The organism is Chryseobacterium potabilaquae (assembly GCF_902728265.1).
In the GTDB taxonomy this organism is placed as follows: Bacteria; Bacteroidota; Bacteroidia; order Flavobacteriales; family Weeksellaceae; genus Chryseobacterium; species Chryseobacterium potabilaquae.
The window spans coordinates 1-19,888 of the sequence record NZ_CACVBR010000040.1 but is presented as its reverse complement, the minus strand read 5'-3'; the positions used below and the strand labels follow the sequence as shown (position 1 = coordinate 19,888).

Annotated in this window: 18 protein-coding genes; 3 read left to right on the top strand and 15 right to left on the bottom strand. The window is 32.4% G+C overall.

Annotation, left to right across the window (positions count from 1 at the left end; all coding sequences use genetic code 11):
• Positions 1-309 precede the first annotated feature (309 nt).
• Both CHRY9293_RS15575 and CHRY9293_RS15570 read right to left on the bottom strand, forming a co-directional pair.
• On the bottom strand, positions 310-1,134 hold the full coding sequence (locus CHRY9293_RS15575; RefSeq protein ID WP_162033828.1) for a Dabb family protein: 825 nt from the start codon (positions 1,132-1,134) through the stop codon (positions 310-312).
• Positions 1,135-1,647: 513 nt separating this feature from the next.
• Complete coding sequence (locus tag CHRY9293_RS15570) at positions 1,648-3,240, bottom strand: M43 family zinc metalloprotease (protein ID WP_162033827.1); 1,593 nt, start codon at positions 3,238-3,240, stop codon at positions 1,648-1,650.
• A gap of 341 nt (positions 3,241-3,581) precedes the next feature.
• Here CHRY9293_RS15570 and CHRY9293_RS15565 point away from each other — a divergent pair, with 341 nt between their 5' ends.
• A complete protein-coding gene (locus CHRY9293_RS15565; RefSeq protein ID WP_122548452.1) occupies positions 3,582-3,794 on the top strand; it encodes a hypothetical protein in 213 nt (70 codons plus the stop codon).
• Positions 3,795-3,883: 89 nt separating this feature from the next.
• On the opposite strand, the gene CHRY9293_RS15560 is transcribed toward CHRY9293_RS15565, so the two are convergent.
• The 11 genes from CHRY9293_RS15560 to CHRY9293_RS15510 form a co-directional block, all read right to left on the bottom strand.
• On the bottom strand, positions 3,884-4,642 hold the full coding sequence (locus CHRY9293_RS15560; RefSeq protein ID WP_162033826.1) for a DUF3575 domain-containing protein: 759 nt from the start codon (positions 4,640-4,642) through the stop codon (positions 3,884-3,886).
• A gap of 309 nt (positions 4,643-4,951) precedes the next feature.
• Positions 4,952-5,533 (bottom strand): cytochrome b, encoded by a 582-nt coding sequence (locus tag CHRY9293_RS15555; protein ID WP_162033825.1) that lies wholly within the window; start codon positions 5,531-5,533, stop codon positions 4,952-4,954.
• A 3-nt stretch (positions 5,534-5,536) separates the two neighbouring features.
• A complete protein-coding gene (locus CHRY9293_RS15550; protein WP_162033824.1) occupies positions 5,537-6,628 on the bottom strand; it encodes a catalase family peroxidase in 1,092 nt (363 codons plus the stop codon).
• 334 nt (positions 6,629-6,962) lie between these two features.
• Complete coding sequence (locus CHRY9293_RS15545) at positions 6,963-9,017, bottom strand: M48 family metallopeptidase (protein ID WP_162033823.1); 2,055 nt, start codon at positions 9,015-9,017, stop codon at positions 6,963-6,965.
• 175 nt (positions 9,018-9,192) lie between these two features.
• Complete coding sequence (locus CHRY9293_RS15540) at positions 9,193-9,624, bottom strand: DUF1801 domain-containing protein (RefSeq protein WP_162033822.1); 432 nt, start codon at positions 9,622-9,624, stop codon at positions 9,193-9,195.
• A 97-nt stretch (positions 9,625-9,721) separates the two neighbouring features.
• On the bottom strand, positions 9,722-10,240 hold the full coding sequence (locus tag CHRY9293_RS15535; RefSeq protein WP_162033821.1) for a DinB family protein: 519 nt from the start codon (positions 10,238-10,240) through the stop codon (positions 9,722-9,724).
• A 143-nt stretch (positions 10,241-10,383) separates the two neighbouring features.
• Positions 10,384-12,009: a chaperonin GroEL gene (groL, locus tag CHRY9293_RS15530; protein ID WP_122548443.1), complete on the bottom strand. Its 1,626-nt coding sequence runs from the start codon at positions 12,007-12,009 to the stop codon at positions 10,384-10,386.
• Positions 12,010-12,117: 108 nt separating this feature from the next.
• Complete coding sequence (locus tag CHRY9293_RS15525) at positions 12,118-12,396, bottom strand: co-chaperone GroES (protein WP_039369684.1); 279 nt, start codon at positions 12,394-12,396, stop codon at positions 12,118-12,120.
• A gap of 199 nt (positions 12,397-12,595) precedes the next feature.
• Positions 12,596-13,429: a hypothetical protein gene (locus tag CHRY9293_RS15520; RefSeq protein WP_162033820.1), complete on the bottom strand. Its 834-nt coding sequence runs from the start codon at positions 13,427-13,429 to the stop codon at positions 12,596-12,598.
• A gap of 9 nt (positions 13,430-13,438) precedes the next feature.
• A complete protein-coding gene (locus CHRY9293_RS15515; RefSeq protein WP_162033819.1) occupies positions 13,439-15,817 on the bottom strand; it encodes a M1 family metallopeptidase in 2,379 nt (792 codons plus the stop codon).
• 66 nt (positions 15,818-15,883) lie between these two features.
• Entirely contained in the window at positions 15,884-16,462 is a 579-nt protein-coding gene (locus CHRY9293_RS15510) for a HupE/UreJ family protein (protein WP_162033840.1), read from the bottom strand.
• A gap of 71 nt (positions 16,463-16,533) precedes the next feature.
• On the opposite strand from CHRY9293_RS15510, the gene CHRY9293_RS15505 reads away from it, so the two are divergent.
• On the top strand, positions 16,534-17,034 hold the full coding sequence (locus tag CHRY9293_RS15505; protein ID WP_162033818.1) for a DUF6702 family protein: 501 nt from the start codon (positions 16,534-16,536) through the stop codon (positions 17,032-17,034).
• Positions 17,035-17,043: 9 nt separating this feature from the next.
• Here the strand turns inward: CHRY9293_RS15505 and CHRY9293_RS15500 are convergent, their stop codons facing one another.
• Positions 17,044-17,637 (bottom strand): acyl carrier protein phosphodiesterase, encoded by a 594-nt coding sequence (locus CHRY9293_RS15500; RefSeq protein ID WP_162033817.1) that lies wholly within the window; start codon positions 17,635-17,637, stop codon positions 17,044-17,046.
• A gap of 100 nt (positions 17,638-17,737) precedes the next feature.
• Positions 17,738-19,087 (bottom strand): DNA repair protein RadA, encoded by a 1,350-nt coding sequence (radA, locus tag CHRY9293_RS15495; RefSeq protein ID WP_162033816.1) that lies wholly within the window; start codon positions 19,085-19,087, stop codon positions 17,738-17,740.
• Positions 19,088-19,231: 144 nt separating this feature from the next.
• Between radA and CHRY9293_RS15490 the strand changes: the two genes are divergently transcribed.
• Complete coding sequence (locus CHRY9293_RS15490; RefSeq protein WP_162033815.1) at positions 19,232-19,777, top strand: YceI family protein; 546 nt, start codon at positions 19,232-19,234, stop codon at positions 19,775-19,777.
• Positions 19,778-19,888: the final 111 nt, after the last annotated feature.

Here is a 19,888-nt window from a genome sequence, read left to right as displayed (position 1 = left end):
TTTTACTAAGGTTGCCTTTTTTAATGTTGTACTTTGACATTGTTAATCATCAAGAAATATAAACTATCACCTTGAAAAATAGAAATAATATTTCATTCACGTGTTTTCTGAAAAAGCTAAATAACAAGAGAAGAACAAATACAAGAAAATACGTATTTTCTCTCAATTTTGTGTGTGTATTTTAAATAATTCTTTATCAAAAAACAATGCCGAGCAAAATTTACTCAGCATTGTAAGGTAGTTAAAATATACCCAAATGTTAAATCATATGTGTTTTTTCTTTATAACATCATTTAATAAAATGATATATTATCTTTTTACTTCATAATCATAGATCATAATGCCTCTAGACAAATCTGGATCTATATCAAGAAATTCTTTTACAAAATTTATATATGCATCATGCATGGCATCAAATGTTCCGGGAGCATTTTGAGAAGACTTTCCTTCATAATAATCACGATCAGCTTCTGAAGTAAAACTTATTCTAAATGCAACTTCATATCCTCTATCGGCTCCTTCTTTACTATTCTGGTAGCCAAAATCTATAAGTTTGATGTATGGACTTCCTTCTTTTTTAGAATTTTTCAATGCTAAAAATCCGTCAATTACTTTTTGTTTCTGTGCTTGCGTTACGCTAGGCTTGAATCTAAACAAAGTCCAATGATCTAATCTATACTCCGTTTCCGGTATGCTATCGTTTTCTTTTTCATTACTTTTAAAATCAAAAACTAAAACACCCCCTGTAGTAGGATCATTAAGATCAAGCAAAGGCCCTACAAAGCTCTTAAAATCATCATGCATTTGGTCAAAGGTTTGTGGATCAGGTTGTCCGCCAATTTTACCCACATAATAATCCCGATCTGCAATAGAATTAAAAGTAACTCTAAATCCCACATCATAATTTCCTTTTGCGGGAGATTTACTATTTTGGATACCATATTCCACTTTTAAATAAGGTTTTCCATCTTTTAAAGAGTTGCTAAGCGCCATGAATCTATTAACAACTTCTTGTCTTTGTTGTGTTGATACACTGGGTTTGAATTTAAATAATACCAAGTGTTCTATTTTTTCTGTTTCCTGAGTCTTAGGGGCAGATGGAATAGTATCATGATTATAAGGTGTTGCTGACATAAACTCAATAAAACATATAATTGTAAATAATCTAATTATACTCTTGGCGAAATTTTTAATATTAATTTTTCTCATAGGCTTTGTTATACAAAACTATTAAGTTTTATGATATAATTCTATTGAAAATTAGTCAATGGGAGATTTTATATGTTGAATGGGTGGAATATTAAGCTTATTAGAGATTATTGAATTATTTATTTTTTGATAGATTTGTATGCTATTTTTAATATATAGTCTGGGTTTTTATCAAATAAGTAAAATTTAAAAGCTAAAAAAGTAAATATAATTTCGTAATCTTTATGTGGGATATTAATAATAAAGATCCGAAAATTAATTCCGGATCTTTCAAGACATTTTATCCACTTAATTCTTTTTCATCATTTGATTTTTTAAATCATTTAACGATCATTTGTTTTATAAATTTACTTTATTTTATTATAATTCAATAAAAAATAAAGTAAATGTTTTACTATTTAGAAGTAATATTATGACTATCTGAGTATAGGATATATGTTACCTCATGAATGTATTCCTATGGGTGTTTTGCTGTTGTTCATTTTTTGCATGTATATTGTCTATGATAATGACTACAGAATAGTCTTCAACTTGTCCATATACTGGAGTATAACAAGAGGTAATATCGACCCCGCTAAAATCTCCAATTACTCTCATTCTTAAGGGAGTATTTAATACAGCGTTCATTGGCGGAATTACGTTAGCTGTAGCGAAAGATCCGTTGCTTATGTCTGTTGCATTGAGAATTAATTCTGAAGTTTCATCAAACTGACCATTGTTATCATAATCTATATATGCTTTGATCTTATGTGGGTTACTTAAACCAGGTTTAACGGTTAGTGTTGTGGCTGAATTAATAGAAATATTTGTTTTTGAGGTTCCTAAGCAATAATTTTCTGTAAAGTTTTCGTAAAAATTATTTTGTGCTAATTTGTAATTCATTGAATAGTTGTTTATATCACCAAATTGGACTGAAGTAATTCCAATATTATAATTACCTTGTTGAGACATTGATGTTGGAAAGCAAGCAGGTACTAGAATGGTATTATTATCTATAGGAGTACTGTTTTTTGATCGGGAATTGATCAAAGAACTTCTATATTGTAATAATTGTGCAATCGCTCTGGTGGCTTGCCCTTGTGTAAATAGATTTCGGAAACAAAATGTATATGCCATTACATTTCTTTCTCCTCCTGCATATATCTTATTTGTACAGGGGTTTATTTGCCCTGTTTGGCAAGCATAAGGAATGGAGTAGTGGTATAAACTTTTCATGGGCTCAGTATCACATACCATATCACCATCTAGTGTGCAATCTATATTTTGAGGACAATTTCCATTATTACTATTATATCCTTCATGAGTATGTCTGAGACCAAGAGCATGTCCAAATTCATGAGCTAAGGTTTGTGAATTTACGGTGGATGCACTGATGGACATAAATGAATAATCGATACTTGTTCCCGGATAATAAGCGAAGCCATTAAGTACACTAGAAGCGGATGATAGTTTTTTAACCACATATATGTTGTAATATTTTGTAGTATCCCACATTCCTAATGCTGTAATTTGAGACGGTGTGACAGCATTCGTACTGCTGGTCGTATTTACTCCTCCATTTACATATTTTGGAAGGTGAGATGCGTTGATTCTATTGATTCCATTGGTTGGGTTACAATTCGGATCTATTTTTGCTAGAATTAGTTTTATAGGTAAAGGAGCACTTGATGCTGACATTCCACTATTATAGCTTCCGGAAAATACCCCATTGGTATAGTTAATCCATGCCATAATTGCAGCATCTGATGGATTGTTGGAAGTTCCAATTGTACTTCCATCACCCACGACGTGCACTACAATAGGTATTTCGTAAATTTTTTTATTGTCTATAATAGTGTTTATTTGCCCACTTTTTATCAGGGTAGACAATTCTAAATTGAATGCATCATCTTGTGCTTTTTGGGAAGGAAACTCTTCATAATGTTTTTTCATGATTTCATCGGTTCCACAGAGTAAAGGGATATAGGTTTGTGAAATTAAGTTTGAAAAAGAGCATAGCCCTACAAAGAATACAAATAGTAATTTTTTCATTGGTATAATTTTTTTGTGTTATTAATTCCAATATAGGTGAAAAAATATTAATTTGCAAATTGTTTTTTGATTGTAATAATAAGATTATTAAGTTATTAGTTTTTATTTCATAGACTGGATAAAGAAAGAGTAGACTTACATTATCAAATATATAAGGGGTAAAAAAGAGGGATTAAAATATATTTTTTTAGATTTTGATGATTGTATAATAAAAAAATAGTAATAATGTGATATTTATATTTAAAAAATTACTAAATTTAATAAAAAATTAACCATAACCCTTTTATTGATTAAGGGTATTTAATGTAAAATGAGTATATTAAATAAAAACCAAAGTTAAGATGAATAGTATCCATGATGAATTTCAATTTTTCAGAGAAGAGTTGAAAAAATTGAATATCGATGTTCAAAAAATTGTTAAAGTAGGAAACGGAAGTATGGATTTCCACGAAGTATTTTACAAATCACCAAGATATAAGGATGTTAAAACAATCTATGTCCAGAGACATACTTTGGATAGTATGGTTGAAAAATTTAAACAAGCTTACCACTAAAAACTAGGCGATTCAGATAACTTGAATCGCCTAGTTTTTGGTGAGAGTTTTCCGAAAAATTCTCACTAAAAAAGTATTGATATTTACATTCAAAAGCGATATCCTAACGATAATCCGGTTCTAAAACCTAACCAAGGACCATCTACTTTTATTGCAGCACCATTGGGATTGGTTTCTACAGTATACTTAACAAAAGGGATATCCAAATTTTCAATTTCTTGTTTTAGCTGTGCCTGCATATCAGGAGTAAGAAGAATATCGTTGGAAGTAAGAGTAAAATCTCCTTTTACTTTTCCATAATGAGCACCGGCTATCCAGAGATCCAATACCAAATTCTGTTTTTGAGTAAGAAAAAATTGTACTCCCAACATCATGCCACCACTATTTGCATGGGTACTTCCTAAGCTTTGAAGAGGTAATTCAACATTCATCCCAGTACCAATGTTATAATTATAGGAAAAATTAAAAGTATTGGATGTAATTTTTGAGTATCTATAGTAAGGAGCAATATAAAATCCTTTTCCATATCCCTGACCAATATAAAAGCGTGGTTCAATAGTGAAGTGAAAATATTTTATTTGAAGATCATGGAATCTTTTTTCATCTTCATTATTTAAAAATGCATTTATAAAAGGTACTTTTCCTTGCGGAATAAGTCCAAATCCCATATTGATGGAAAGCCATTGATTAATTGATCTTTCATAAGATAAATTTATATTTCTAGCAATATAACCCGTAATATTAGTTTTTATGATATTGGGTTTTTCTAAAGAACTATTAAAATTAGATTCCTGAGCATTTACTGTACAGAAAAGATAGCAAAGTAATAGTATAAAATGTTTTTTCATGATTTTAAATTTTATATGAATTTGGTGAAATGGTTATAAAATAAAACCAACATTAGGTGGAGTATTAAAATTAGTAAAATAGTATGGAATAATATATAATAATTTATGTTAAAGAGAATTGTGAAGATGGTAGGCTGATAACTGTTGGGATATATTAATTATTAAATACTTTTTTACAAGTTTTTACGAGCAGTTGAAAAAAAATAGCATTAAAATTTAAAACTTTAATGCTATTTATATAAAATATATACTTGAGATTCTAAAATTGTATGAGATAACTTAATCTCTTTTCTTCTAAACTATAGGAAACTAAGAAGGTTCATCTTCAAACTTGGTGGATTCTTCTATTTTTACCTTTTTTTTACCTTTTACAATGCTTGTTAATACTCCATCTTGGTATATTAAAGCGTGCAAAAGAGCCATTGATAAATGTCCTAATACGATAATAAATAAAGTCCAAGCTAATATACTATGTGAAGTTCGTAAATAGGCATACCAAGTAGGACTTACAGGGGTAATAGCTGGCAGTTCTACTTCACCAAAAAGTATAATAGGATAGTTTCCTGAGGATAACATAGCCCAGCCAACAAGAGGAAGGCAAAATATTAATATATACATGAACCAGTGAGTTGCATTGGCCATTAAACGTTGCCATGAAGGCGTATGATTGGGTAAAGGGGGTTGTGGATTAATAATTCGATTGATAAATCGGATAATTAACAATAAAAAAATGGCAAACCCAAGAGGACGATGTAAATCTATAAGCCAAGGTCGATTGTCAAGAGAAGTCATCATAAATGCTCCTATAAACAGCATGCAAAATATCATACAAGCCATTAGCCAATGTAATATTCGAGCTGTTAGATTGAAGTTAGGATCTTTCTTTCTCATTTTTTATTTTTTTCCATCGATTTCTTTAGAGGCTTTCCCTGTCCCTATTTCACGTAAGCGAGCGTTAAATGAATGGCTATACGCACCTGATCTAGCTCTTAGTATAGGATCATTTGAGATTTCTATCCCTGCGGGTACAATAGTGGGATCATAATTAATATCTCTACATTCACCAGTTGATTGCTTGGATGCAGACGTCACTTCAATTGTTCCTATAACCATTTGTTTACGGCTAGATGGCCATGGTTGAGAAGGATCATTAACAGCATCTCCTGGCTCAGCTATAGTAGCAACCATATCCCAGTATATAGGACCCGATTTTAATCGCTCTATTAAATCTTCGTCTAAAAAATTAGGATCAGCTTCCTTTCTTTGCTTTTCTGTCATTTCATGCGTCGGAGTACGTGGGCGCATAACCCACCTTACATAGGTTTCTTTTCCACTTTCTGAAATAAAACGAAATGAATTAACACTATTAAATGATGCACCGCTATAGCTATCCGGCCAAGGTGCTGTAGCAGCCCATTTTTCAAATTTTACAGATTCCGGGTATTTTGAATGAAATTCATCCAATTTTTTAGGATCTGGTTTTCCTGTTTTAGGATCTGGATGGTTTGCTTGTAACCCTGCATAAAAACCTTCCGCTGTTGCTACATGGAAATAAGGTACACTATTCATGGCTGATCGCCATTCTTGTCCGTCATCTGTTTTAATTAAAAAAGCCATACTCGTAACCCTAGCAGTTCCATCCGCTACATGAGGATTACCGGCGCCTACAGAAAACCGTCCAATAACGGGAATATCTTTTTGAGTAAAAACTCTGGCTTTAGATAGCTGAGCGGCCTCAGGATTACTACGGAAAACACCGGTGAAGCAAATTCCTTTTCCATGAGCACGTCTGTATCCTGAAGGAAATGGAGAAATGGTATTATTAAAATCATCGTAAATTTGCTTGGATGTTATTCGGCCTATATTGATCCAGCCGGAACTCCATGCAAATAGGGTGATGAGAATAAGAGGAATAGCAGCAATACCGATCAAGGCAGGCCACTTTCGTTTTAATGTAAACGGTTGACGTTTATCGTTTTCTTTCATCTTTTCTTATTTATCTACATTCAAGTAGAATTTGCATTTGTGTGTAGTGATAATTAGTTGGTGCTAGTTTTTATCTATTGATTGATGTATACTAGTTTGAGGGATTCCATAATTATCGATTTTACAAATCTATAAAAAAGTATTTAAAGAAACTTTATCGTAAATGATTATTTGTAGCTCTTTGTTGATTATTTTATGAATTTGTCATTTGGTATTTGAATATTAATTACATATAATTGAATTTGTATGATGTTATATCCTTTTTTATTTTTGAATATCTGATCTTGAGAGGTCCTAAAAATAAAAACGCTCTGAAAAACAGAGCGGTGAATTTTTAAGATTTTTCTATAGTATGTTGTTCTTCTAATTCTTTCATTAAAGTTAAAAGTTCTTTTTTCATAAGAAAATATTTTCGATGAAGAAAATAGGGGAGATAATTGATGGCTTTCATCAATAGATTAAGGTTAGTGTGGAGATATTCGTTTTGATTAAAATAGAGATGTTCCTGCCCAGTATAATATTGTAAATCTTTCAAATCTTGTTCGCTAATATCCGTAGTAAAAAGAGTATTTTGATAATAAGCTATTAGTTCATTTTTCAATTGGGTTTCAAGCGATTTTAAATTCTGAAAATTTTTGTTGATTTGTTCAAAAGGAGTTCTATTACTTAAAAATGCTGTTGCATTAGTCAGATCGATGTATAATTTATATTTTTCATCATATTGCTTATCATATTCTCCTAAGGCTTTATACTGATTTACAAAAATTGGTTTTTTATTTTGATTTTCAGATAATTGTATGAAATAATTGTAAATATTCAAATCATTTTGATAGATTCCCTCTTTTATATCAGTAATAGATTGTTCAACTTTAGGAATTAAATCTTTAGTTTCTTTGGCTTTATATTTTATTCCATCATAATCAAAGGTTTTTAAATTCAATTCTTTTTTCGAAATTGACTCTAGGGTATTTTTATCGTTTTCAAGAGCGATTAAGCTATAGATCATTTCCACCTTTTCTTTATCAAATAATGTTTCAAAAGTAATACCTTTATCTACAGGAGTTTCTGTTACTTTAAAATCAGGATTTTTATGGTCGTAATAAGCATTGAAAACTTTGTCAAAAGAATCTCTTTGATACTGTGTCTCAAACTCTGATTTAAACGTTTCAAATTCTAGATTGGTCCTTCCTGCCTGATATTTGACTTGAGAAAAAATCTTTGCGGTGATTTTTTCTTCTGTTTTTTCGAAGTCTCTGAAAATATTTTTTGCAGATGTATTGTTGACTTCTTTTATAATATTAAGGTCTCTTAGTTTAATAATACGTTCTTCATGAGAAGGGTGGGACGCCCATTGATCTTCAATTACTAATTTGGATTTGTTAAATAGACCCGACTCTGAAAGCTTCACATGAGGAAGATCATATTTGCTTTGTACATCATTTTGTGTGGCAAGAAAGCTCATGACAAAAAATTGTTCTCGATAAATATTTCTACTTGATTGATTTTGGGAAAATTTTGCATCATAAAAATTCAGGACTTTTTGATATGAGTTATGAGCTAATTCAAGTCTTAAAAGAGATTCTTCCAGAGCAATCGAGCCGGCGATATTAGCTGCGACTTCATCAGCATGAAATTCCATTTCGCGTGAAAGTGCCATGTGACGAATGTTTACAATAGAATACATTTTTGTTAATACCCACTGTATTTTTCCTGTAATAAAAAGGGCTAGAGCTGCGAATAAAGAAAAGTATCCACTGACACTTGCCCATTTTTCTACTGAGTTTCGATAAGATTGATCATCATTTACCAAATTGAAAATAATTTGATTGACATTGTATACATAGCTTCCCACTTTCATCGAGCGTTGTGAAAAATGTCCGAATTCGTGCGCAAGAATTGCTTTGAGCTCTTGTGTTGTGGTTGTATTAATTAAGCCCATTCCAATAGTTAAATTTTTTTGAATAGGTAAAAACATACTCCAAAAACTCGAATCGTAAAATACACTTGCATTTACATCATAGGAAAGATAAATCTTTTTAGGAAAATTGGTTTCCGCTTCTTTAACAATTTCATCGATCATCTTAAAGAGTTCAGGTTCGTCTGCTCTTCTAATTTCAGTAAGATGGCTTCGGTCGTTGATATGTTTTTTGAATAAAAATTTAATGATAAAATAGAACACAAAAAGTCCGGTTCCTGCTAATCCTAATCCTAGCATTATAGTAAGAAACATGGGTTTGGCAGCAATTAATGCGATTCCACCAGCGATACAAGATACAGCTAGTGCAATGGTGAAAAGAAAAATGAGTATGTAAACGATAATAAAAACAGTGATAGAGAAAACAGCAGCTTTACTTTTTTGCTTAAAGTCCTGGGAAACTTGAATATACATTATGAATTTTTTTGCAATAATACATTCATAAATTTAATAGAGCAAGAAAATTATGCGGAACGTAATTAAATTGTTTTTATTGAAATTATATATTTATCCGACCCTACTATAAAATAAAATTATGATTTGTGTTATATAAAAGAACAGTTTTATATAATTTATATAGGGCAGATTTTCAGTGAGATGTGTTTTGTTTTATTCCATATTGGATTGCTTCCAAAAGTATGTGAAGATGTATATCTTTTAATGTTTTGAATTTAATGCAATATCCTGTTACGCTAGCTTTACCTATTTTTTCTCCATAGGTCTGAGCTAAATATTTTTTATCTTCAATACCAAGGATATAGACAGAGATTCCGGTTGTGTTAGCACTGAGTCCAATTTGATAAAACTCTCGTGTTGTTCCATCTGCATATTGTATGGGATATGATCCGTATCCGATATTAGGATTGGAAATTATTTTACCTTCATCGTTTTTACCATCTAAAAACCATAGTTTACATTCCGGCATGAGTTCAAGAATGATGTTGTGGAGTTCTTGCATGTCATTGCGTTTTGATTGGGATTGGGTAATGATATATTCTTGGATTTGTTGTTGTGTGGTCATGTGAATTATTGTTTGTTTTTGGTGGATAACTTTTTCTAATATAGCAAAACCGTTCTGGAAACAAAACGGTTTTATTATCTATTTATTTGTATTTAGTTCAATTACGAATTATTACATCTGCATCTTTATAGATGTTCCAGAAATTGTAATCTGTCATTGGAGCATCTGTTATTCCTACATTTCGTCCCATAGTTACAATCTGCCCTCTGTGAAAGGTTCCATGGATGATAATATGTTGGATATATTCATATTTGGAAAAATCACACTGAAACCATTGGGATTCAATTTTTATGTTTTTAGCTAAATCTTCTTCAGAAAGATTTTCAACATATTTCATGAGTTTTTCAGAGTTATTCTTTATTCCTGAGAAAATTTCATCTTTGGTGGGTTTAGTAGATTTTTCAGAAGGGTTAAAATCATTATTTTCTGCAATATAGCTCCACCAATATTCTTGGGTTTGCCAAATGTGATGTAATGTGGCCAAGATGGTCGGGAAACTTGAAATGACTTCTTGATTCAGCTGTTCGTCAGACTTTGTCGCCAACCAGGCGATATACTTATTGACAACCCAGTTGTTATACTGAACAGTGTGGGTGATTAAAGTTTTTAGATTCATAATATTAATATTTGTTTAATGGTTTGTTTTTTTGGAATTAAATAAAAATTGGAGATATTTTATCAGTTTTAAATTTATACAAATACAAAAACCGTTCTATTTTTAGAACGGTTTAATTTTATATTGTATATAAGCTTACGCTATTACATCATTCCTGGCATTCCACCACCCATTGGCATAGCAGGCTCGTCTTTTTTCACTTCAGTGATCACACATTCAGTTGTTAAAAGCATTCCTGATACAGAAGCTGCATTTTCAAGGGCAACTCTTGTTACTTTGGTAGGGTCGATGATACCTGCTTCAAGCATGTTTACATACTCGTCAGTTTTTGCATTGTATCCAAAGTCTCCACTTCCTTCAGCAACCTTAGCAACGATTACAGAACCTTCACCACCGGCATTAGCAACGATTTGTCTCAATGGTTCTTCGATTGCTCTTTTTACGATTTTGATTCCTGTATTTTCATCAGCATTTAAACCGGAAAGACTGTTTAAAGAAGAGATAGCTCTTACTAAAGCAACACCTCCACCAGCTACGATACCTTCTTCAACAGCAGCTCTCGTCGCGTGAAGAGCATCATCAACTCTGTCTTTTTTCTCTTTCATTTCAACTTCAGAAGCAGCACCTACATAAAGAACAGCTACACCACCAGCTAATTTAGCTAGTCTTTCTTGTAGTTTTTCTCTATCATAGTCAGAAGTAGTCGTTTCCATTTGAGCTTTGATCTGGTTTACTCTACCTTTGATTTTGCTTTCTTCACCACCACCGTTCACTACAGTCGTGTTGTCTTTATCGATAGTTACTTTCTCAGCTGTTCCCAACATATCTAAAGAGATATTTTCCATAGTGAAACCTTGCTCTTCAGAAATAACTTGTCCGCCTGTTAAGATTGCGATATCTTCTAACATTGCTTTTCTTCTATCTCCAAATCCTGGAGCTTTTACTGCAGCAATTTTAAGAGAACCTCTTAATTTGTTTACCACCAAAGTTGCCAAAGCTTCACCTTCAACTTCTTCAGAGATAATTAATAAAGATTTACCTCCTTGTGCGATTGGCTCAAGAACCGGAAGTAATTCTTTCATTGAAGAGATTTTTTTCTCCACTAAAAGGATATATGGATTTTCAAGCTCTGCTAACATTTTTTCAGGATTAGTCACGAAATAAGGAGACTGATAACCTCTGTCAAATTGCATACCTTCTACAACATCTACAGTTGTATCAATTCCTTTAGCTTCTTCCACAGTGATAACTCCTTCTTTACCTACTTTTCCGAAAGCTTCAGCGATTAGAGCTCCGATTGTTTCGTCATTGTTGGCAGAAACAGAAGCCACTTGTTTTACTTTATCTGTAGAATCTCCAACTGCTTGAGATTGAGATTTAAGATTTTCAACAACAGCTGTAACTGCTTTATCGATTCCTCTTTTAAGATCCATTGGATTAGCACCAGCTGCTACGTTTTTAAGCCCTTCTCTTACGATAGCCTGCGCTAGTACAGTTGCAGTAGTAGTACCATCTCCTGCAATATCATTAGTTTTGGAAGCTACTTCTTTTACCATTTGAGCTCCCATGTTTTCTACTTTATCTTCAAGTTCGATTTCTTTTGCTACAGAAACACCATCTTTAGTAACGTGAGGTGCACCGAAAGATTTTTCGATAACTACATTTCTCCCTTTAGGCCCTAATGTTACCTTCACAGCATTTGCCAATGCATCAACTCCTCTTTTTAAAGCGTCTCTTGATTCGATATCGAATTTTATTTCTTTTGCCATTTTGATTAGATATTAGATGTTAGATGTCAGAAGTTAGACATTTAACACAGGTTTTAATTTTATTGTAATTTTAATAAATCTGAAATCTGATGTCTTGTATCTGGAATTTTATCCAATAATTCCCAAAAGGTCTCCCTCTTTTACAATTAAATAATCTTTTCCTTCCAGTTTTAATTCAGAACCTGAGTATTTTCCATAAAGAACTTTGTCACCTACTTTAACAGTGGTAGGCTCATCTTTTTTACCTGGACCTACTGCTACTACTGTACCTTCTTGTGGTTTTTCTTTTGCTGTATCCGGGATGATAATACCTGAAGCTGTCTTAGTTTCTGCAGCGATTGGCTCTACTAGAACTCTATCTGCTAAGGGTTTAAAGTTTACTGACATAACAATATTTATTTTTAATTATTTCTGTCTTGTAATTCTCTAAATGTGTGCCATCACTATAAGGTGGCTGAAATGGCAGGGTTTTGTTTTTTTGATGTGAAAATTTGGCAGAAAAAAAGCCATTTTCTTAATTATAAAAATGACTTTTTTATGTTTTTATCTAGGAAACTCAGTTATATCATGGAATTTCAGATTTCTTTTATGGACATATATTTGAATATGTATTCATGATTTCCGTATACTGGGCCAGATGAAAATCAGTTTCTATTTTTTGAAGTATATACTCGAGCATTTCTTTGTTTTTTATAGTTTTTTGGGCGTCTTTTCGTTTTTCTTCTTTTACAGTATATAGTTCTTTTCGGTTTTTCTTATCATTTAGATGATTCATATAATGCTCTAATTCCTTTTGGAAAACCGGGCAATCTTTGGTTACTTCTTCAAATGCTTTTTTGTATTTTCCCTTTATCGATCCTAAATTTAAAATATTAATTCTGTTAATGTCCAAAGGGATGTAAGCGTATTCGTCGTCATTTTTTTTCAAATACGGAATAAAAAGAGAAGATGAGGTTACATGTTCCGGTGTGTTTCCGATAAAAAAACCGTACAGATTTATTTTTCCTCCTTTAAGTAAGGGCAACATGACTGTTTTGTTCAAATCTATAATTTCATAATTTGAGTTGACTGTTTTTAGTTTAGCTTTATCATATCGCATTTTTTCTTCCTCATTCTCTGGATCATCATAGATAATAATGGATTTGATATTACCTATATTCAAAATTTCATAGTCTGAATCTTTGTTTTTCTGAAGTTTAAATTCTTTAGTATCTAAATTAAGTTTTTTTTCAATACTTATTGGGCCTGGCATCAGGCCATATCCTAAAATAATAGGTTGCACAAAATCTTTTAAAAAACCTGTTTTTGTACTTCCATCTTCCATCATAATTTCAGCAGCTAATAACTCCTTTTTTTTAGATGATTGAGTAAAATATAAGGTGAAACATAATGAGCAAAGTAAAGTTATGAGTTTTGGCATGGTCATCTCTTATTTTTTCTTTCCTGCCGCCTGCATTGGATTAACGTTTCCATTTGATCGCCCTCTTATTGTTGTTTCTTGCTTTTGTTTGAAGACTTGGAAATTAGAGGTTTGAATTATCGGATTGTCATTGTTCCAAAAATTATTTGATGTATCGATATCAGCTGTTTCTCGCATAGGGTCTAGCTGAATTGATTTTAGTTTTTTATTGAAATAATATGTTTTTGATACTTTTTGCTCATCATGTCGCCAGATTTGAGCCGAAGATTTGTCTTGAATTGTTGTACCGTCTTCAAAGGTGAATTCAAGAATAATAGGCATCACAAGTCCTCCTTTGTTGGTGAAATCAATTTGATAGGCCATAATATTCTTAAATTTTTCCTTATCATTTTTATCTAATGGCTCCGAGCCTTCCGATTGTGAAGTATATTCTTTATCGGAGTCTATTTTTTCTTGTCCTCTGTCATAACGATAATAAAAATCCTGTAGATCTTTATCCGTATCTACATAGAATGTAATGTTCTTATCCTCTTTATTTCTTATTTTGGAAATATCTTCAAAACTATTCTGTAAGGGCTTTTCAACTTTATACTTTATTTCGGAATCTTTTTTAATTGTTTCTAGATCGGGTGTTGCTATGGTTACTTTGTCGATAGCAATATCTACAGGATCCGTTCCGTAAAACCATCCTCTCCAGAACCAATCCAGGTCTTCTCCGCTTGCATCTTCCATTGTTCTGAAAAAATCTGCAGGTTCAGGATGTTTAAAAGCCCATCTTTTGGCATAGGTTTTAAATGCTTTATCGAAAAGTTCTCTTCCCATAATGGTTTCACGAAGGATATTGAGGCCTGTAGCAGGTTTTGAATAGGCATTGGGACCGAATTGAATGATATTTTCTGAATTACTCATGATGGGCTCCAGCTGATTTTTAGGAAGTTTCATATAATCAACAATTGTCCATGCCGGGCCACGCTTTGAAGGGAATTTATTATCCCATTTTTCTTCAGTAAGATACTCTACAAAAGTATTTAGCCCTTCGTCCATCCAACTCCATTGCCTTTCATCGGAATTGATAATCATGGGAAAAAAGTTATGACCTACTTCATGAATTATGACCCCGATCATTCCATTTTTTGTTCCTTCCGAATAGGTTCCATCTTTTTCAGTCCTTCCAAAATTAAAACAGATCATAGGATATTCCATTCCGTTAGAAGCTTCTACAGATTGAGCAACAGGATATGGGTATGGGATTGTAAATTCAGAATATGTTTTAATGGTATGAGCTACTGCTTTTGTAGAAAATTTTCTATATAATCCATACGCTTCTTTTGGGTAGAAACTCATGGCCATTACTTTATTATTGTTTTCAGGAATAGTCACGCCCATTCCATCCCAGATAAACTTCCTTGATGAAGTCCATGCAAAATCTCTTACCTCTTTTGCTTCAAATGTCCATGTTTTTCTTTGCTTGGAGTGGTTTTTCTCTGCTTTTTTTGCTTCCTCTAAGGTGACAATTTCTATGGGCTCATTTGCATTTTCCGCTTTTCTGTACTTTGTTAATTGATCTGATGTTAAAACTTGATCATAATTTTTGCATTCTCCTGTTCCTCCTACAATGTGATCTGCAGGGACATTCATGGATACTTTAAAATTACCGAAAACGAGTGCAAATTCTCCTCGTCCGGTAAATTGATGATTTTGCCATCCCTGAAAATCACTATATACACACATTCTAGGATACCATTGTGTCATGGTGAAAAGATCATTCCCGTCTTCAGAAAAGTTTTCATAGCCTCCGCGACCACCCATTTTTATTCTATTAGGAATATTATAGTTCCAGTCCACTTTAAAGATAAATTTCTCTCCTTTTTTAAGTGTTTGAGGTAAATCAATACGCATCATTGTTTTGTTGACAACAAAAGATAAAGGATTCCCTGAGGAGTCTGTTACTTTCTCAAGATTAACTCCATATCCATTATCTTTTGCCGGTAGATCAGTGACTCTTAGTTGCTGATCAGTGGTAGATTTAGGTAAAGTAGATGAGGTTGGGTAATCTGCTTTTTTTACAGTTGATTGTTGGTTTTCATCCAATTGAAGCCATATATAATCCAGGTTATCGGGTGAGTTGTTGTAATAGGTTATTGTTTCGGATCCTTTCAGGTTTCGTTTGTCTTCATCAAGATAGGCAGATATATCATAATCTGCTCTATTTTGCCAATATGCATGCCCAGGAGCTCCTGAAGCTGCTCTATAGGTATTGGGTGTAGGAAGTATGGTTCCTAGCTGTTCAAATCTATTACCATGGTTACTACCAGGGTTGTTTTGAATATTCTGTGCGACTAGGCTGGCGAAAGAAAGGATAGAAAGTGTGGTGAATTTTAACCTCATAACCCAATTTGTTTAAATTTTATCAAAAATAATAATAAATAGTTAAAAATAATAATATGTATAGAATTAGAATGGAATTCTTTCTAAGGTCATTTTTAATGAGAGAGCAAATACTCCGGAAGAGATAAATAAAATCCAATCTTTTTTATTCACCTTAAAAACAGTGAGTAGAATAAAAAGTAAAATTAAAATTCCAAAAACGATTGCAATTTGGCCCAACTCCAATCCTATATTAAAGCCTAAAAGAGGAATAGCAATACTTTGGCTTTTTGAAATCATCACCCGAGCTGTATTGGCAAATCCCATTCCATGTACAAGTCCAAAAATAAGGGCTAAATAGTAATTAACACGTATTAAAGATTGCTTTTTATTTTTCATCAAGATATTATCGAGTGAAGTAATTACAATCGTTAAAGGGATAAGAAACTCAATCCAATCTGAAGGAACTCTGAAAATATCTAAAATACTCAAAGCTAACGTAATGGAATGGCCTAGTGTAAAAGCAGTCACAAGAAGAAGGACTTTTTTCCAATCATTAAAGGAGTAAATAGCAATTAATGCTAAAATAAAAAGTTGATGATCCAAGGCATCTAAAGAGATGATGTGTTCCCAGCCAAGGTGAAGATAAAATTTGAAATCCTGCATCATAAAAGTAAAAATATAAAGCTTACGAAAATAATGATAAATTTGAAACAAATTTTTATACATAAAAATTTATGAAAAAATTGATATTGTTTTTACTTTCTCTTTTACTGTTTGTTTCTTTTACCAAAGTAAAACACCCTTATCACGTAGGCTCTTTGGAAATAAGTTATAATTCAAAATCTAAGACATTCGAAATAATGGGTAGATTTTTTCTTGACGATCTTGAGAATGGATTAAGTAAAAAGTATGGGAAACCCTTTTATTTTAACGAAGCAAAATACAAAAATCAATTAAATGAAGCATTAAAAAACTATTCTTCGGAATATTTAAAACTTAAAGCTAATAATCAATTTTTAAAAGTCAATTTTATTGGGTATGAAGAGGATCATGAGTCGGTGAATATCTACCTTGAATCTGAATCCGTGGAGAAGCCTAAAAAAGTAGAAGCAGCTGTGAGTTTTTTATATAACCTGTTTGATGATCAGATTAATATTGTGCATATTATTGTGAATGGGGAAAGAAAAAGTGAAAAATTAACCTATCCTAATCGCTATTTATATCAAGAGTTTTAACGTTGTGGATTAATCTTCTAATTTTAATAATGCATTGATTCCGCTAGCATGCGCTACAAGGTCGGGAAAAAAATAGTGATAACATTGTTGAAGATATTCTTTATTCTCTAAAAATGCATCAAATACAGGAATGTCTTTATCCAAATATTGAGCCTTATGAAGAACATTTTGAATACTGAATTGTATTCCCCGGTCTTCACGATAGTTATAGAGCCAATCTTCCTTTTGCATTCTATAAAGCATTCTTTTAAATGGATCAGGAAACCATTTGCTGTTGTCATTCAATACTTTATAAACACGAGTAGAATGGTCTTTCCATTCGCTTAGTGTTTTGAGGGTAAGATCATTGGCAATAAAATAATCCATAGCTACATCTACAAAAGCACCAGAATATAATCTTACCAACGGCGTGAAAACCTTTTTGGCTTCATGGATTGCAGGGTGAGAGTCTGTAAAAGTGTCAATCGCTCGGTGCATTGTAATACCATCCTGAATGTCTTTTGGGAAAGAAAAGCGGTCTTTATTTCTGATAAAATCTTCCAGAAATTGTCCTACGATCTGCCCGTCAGAAAATGAAAGGAATGAATGAGCGAGATAATTCATAGATTAAAGTTATGAATTATAAGTTAATCATCAGAAAAGTTAATAATTATTTATTCCAATAGATCCTATAATTAAAAACTATTATGAATAACGCATATCTCTAAAAAAGTCTTTCATGAAAATCTTCGATTTTGCTTACTTCTTCTATTTTTATTCCAAATTTTCTTTTAGGGATTTTATTAAGATTAGATACAAATATTTTTTCGTAGCCTAGCTTTTCCGCTTCGGAAATTCTTTGTTCCGCTTGTGCTACTGGACGAATTTCACCACTTAAGCCTATTTCTCCCGCAAAACAATAATGTTCAGAGATAGCAATATCTTCGTTTGATGAAAGGATAGAAGCCACTACTGCAAGGTCTAGGGCAGGATCATCTGTTTTTATTCCTCCTGTGATATTAAGGAATACATCTTTTGCGCCTAGTTGAAAACCGGCTCTTTTTTCGAGAACAGCGAGAAGCATATTCAGTCTTTTGGCATCAAACCCTGTACAACTTCTTTGTGGAGTCCCATAGACTGCTGTGCTTACTAAAGCTTGGATTTCTAACAGCATAGGACGGTTTCCTTCTAATGTTACTGCTACGGAGTTTCCGGAAAGTTCTTCAAATTTTTTAGTAATTAAAATTTCAGAAGGATTTTTAATTTCTTTAAGGCCTTGAGAGATCATTTCATAAATTCCAATTTCCGAGGTAGAACCAAAACGGTTTTTATTCGCTCTCAATAATCGGAAAAGATGATTTCTATCTCCGTCAAAATTTAAAACAACATCCACCATATGTTCCAAAACTTTTGGGCCTGCAATTTGTCCGTCTTTTGTGATATGTCCTACAAGAAAAACAGGGGTGTTATTTTCCTTTGCATACTTTATAATTTCGTTGGAACATTCTCTGATTTGAGAAACTGTTCCTGGCGAACTTTCTATTAATTGAGATTGTAATGTTTGAATAGAATCTATAATCACAAAATCGGGTTCAAGTTTTTTAGCTTCATGAAGTATTTTTTCTAAAGAGGTTTCAGTGAAAAGAAAACAGTTTGGATTTTGGATGTCTGTTAATCTGTCAGCTCTCATTTTGATTTGAGAAGCACTTTCTTCACCAGAGACGTAGAAAACTTTTTTCTTCATCTTCAAGGCAAGCTGAAGTAAAAGAGTAGATTTTCCAATTCCTGGTTCACCGCCAATCAGTGTTACGGATCCCAATACAATGCCGCCCCCTAGAACTCTATTCAGTTCTTCGGAAGGTGTTTTTATTCGAGGCTCTTCAATCGTTTCAACTTCAATGATATTAATGACATTTTGCTTCGTTTTGGAAAATGGGGGAGTTTTATGAGATGTTTTTTCTACAATTTCCTCTACCAAAGTATTCCATTGTCCACAATTTTTGCATTGTCCCATCCACTGTGAGTATTGGGAACCACAGTTTTGACAGAAATATGCTGTTTTTAATTTTGCCATACTGCGAAGTTCAAAAAAAAAAATGATTTTTTCTTAATTTTCCCTCATGAAAAATAGTAAGATCAAAAAACTAACATACATCAAGGAATTCTTATATTTCATATTTTAAATTTGTATAAGAGTTGATCAATAAAATATATTATTATGAAAAAAGTATTTTTAACTTTCGTATTTACACTTCTAAGTATGGTGGCTTTTGGACAGTCCGAATGGGCGGTAGATCCAATGCATTCTTCTATCAATTTTAATATTAAGCATATGGGAATTAGCTTTGTGCAAGGGAGATTTGATAAGTTTGAAGGCAAAGCTGCTATAACAGCAATTGATCTTGACGGTGGTGAATTAGCTTTCGCTGTAGACGTAAATTCTATAAATACAGGAGTGGAAATGAGAGATAAACACTTAAAAAGTGCTGACTTTTTCGATGTTGAAAAATACCCTTCTATGGAGTTTAATAGTATTTCCATAAAAAAAGATAAGAATAACCTTTACATTTTAAAAGGGAAACTTAAAATAAAAGATGTAACGAAAGATATTACAGTACCTTTAAATTATGGAGGAATGACAAAAGGACAGCAAGGAAAAGAGATAATGGGATTGCAAGCAAAATTTACAGTTAATCGTTTTGATTATAATATTAAATATGATCCCACAGCAAGGGCGTTAGCTAAAGATGACACTATCTCGTAAAGTGTGTAAGTTAAAAAGTTAGGCTTGGATTTATAATCTGAGCCTTTTTTCAAAAATAAGCATAAATTGGTTGAGAACAATACCCCAATTTCGAATAGGCATGGTCCATTT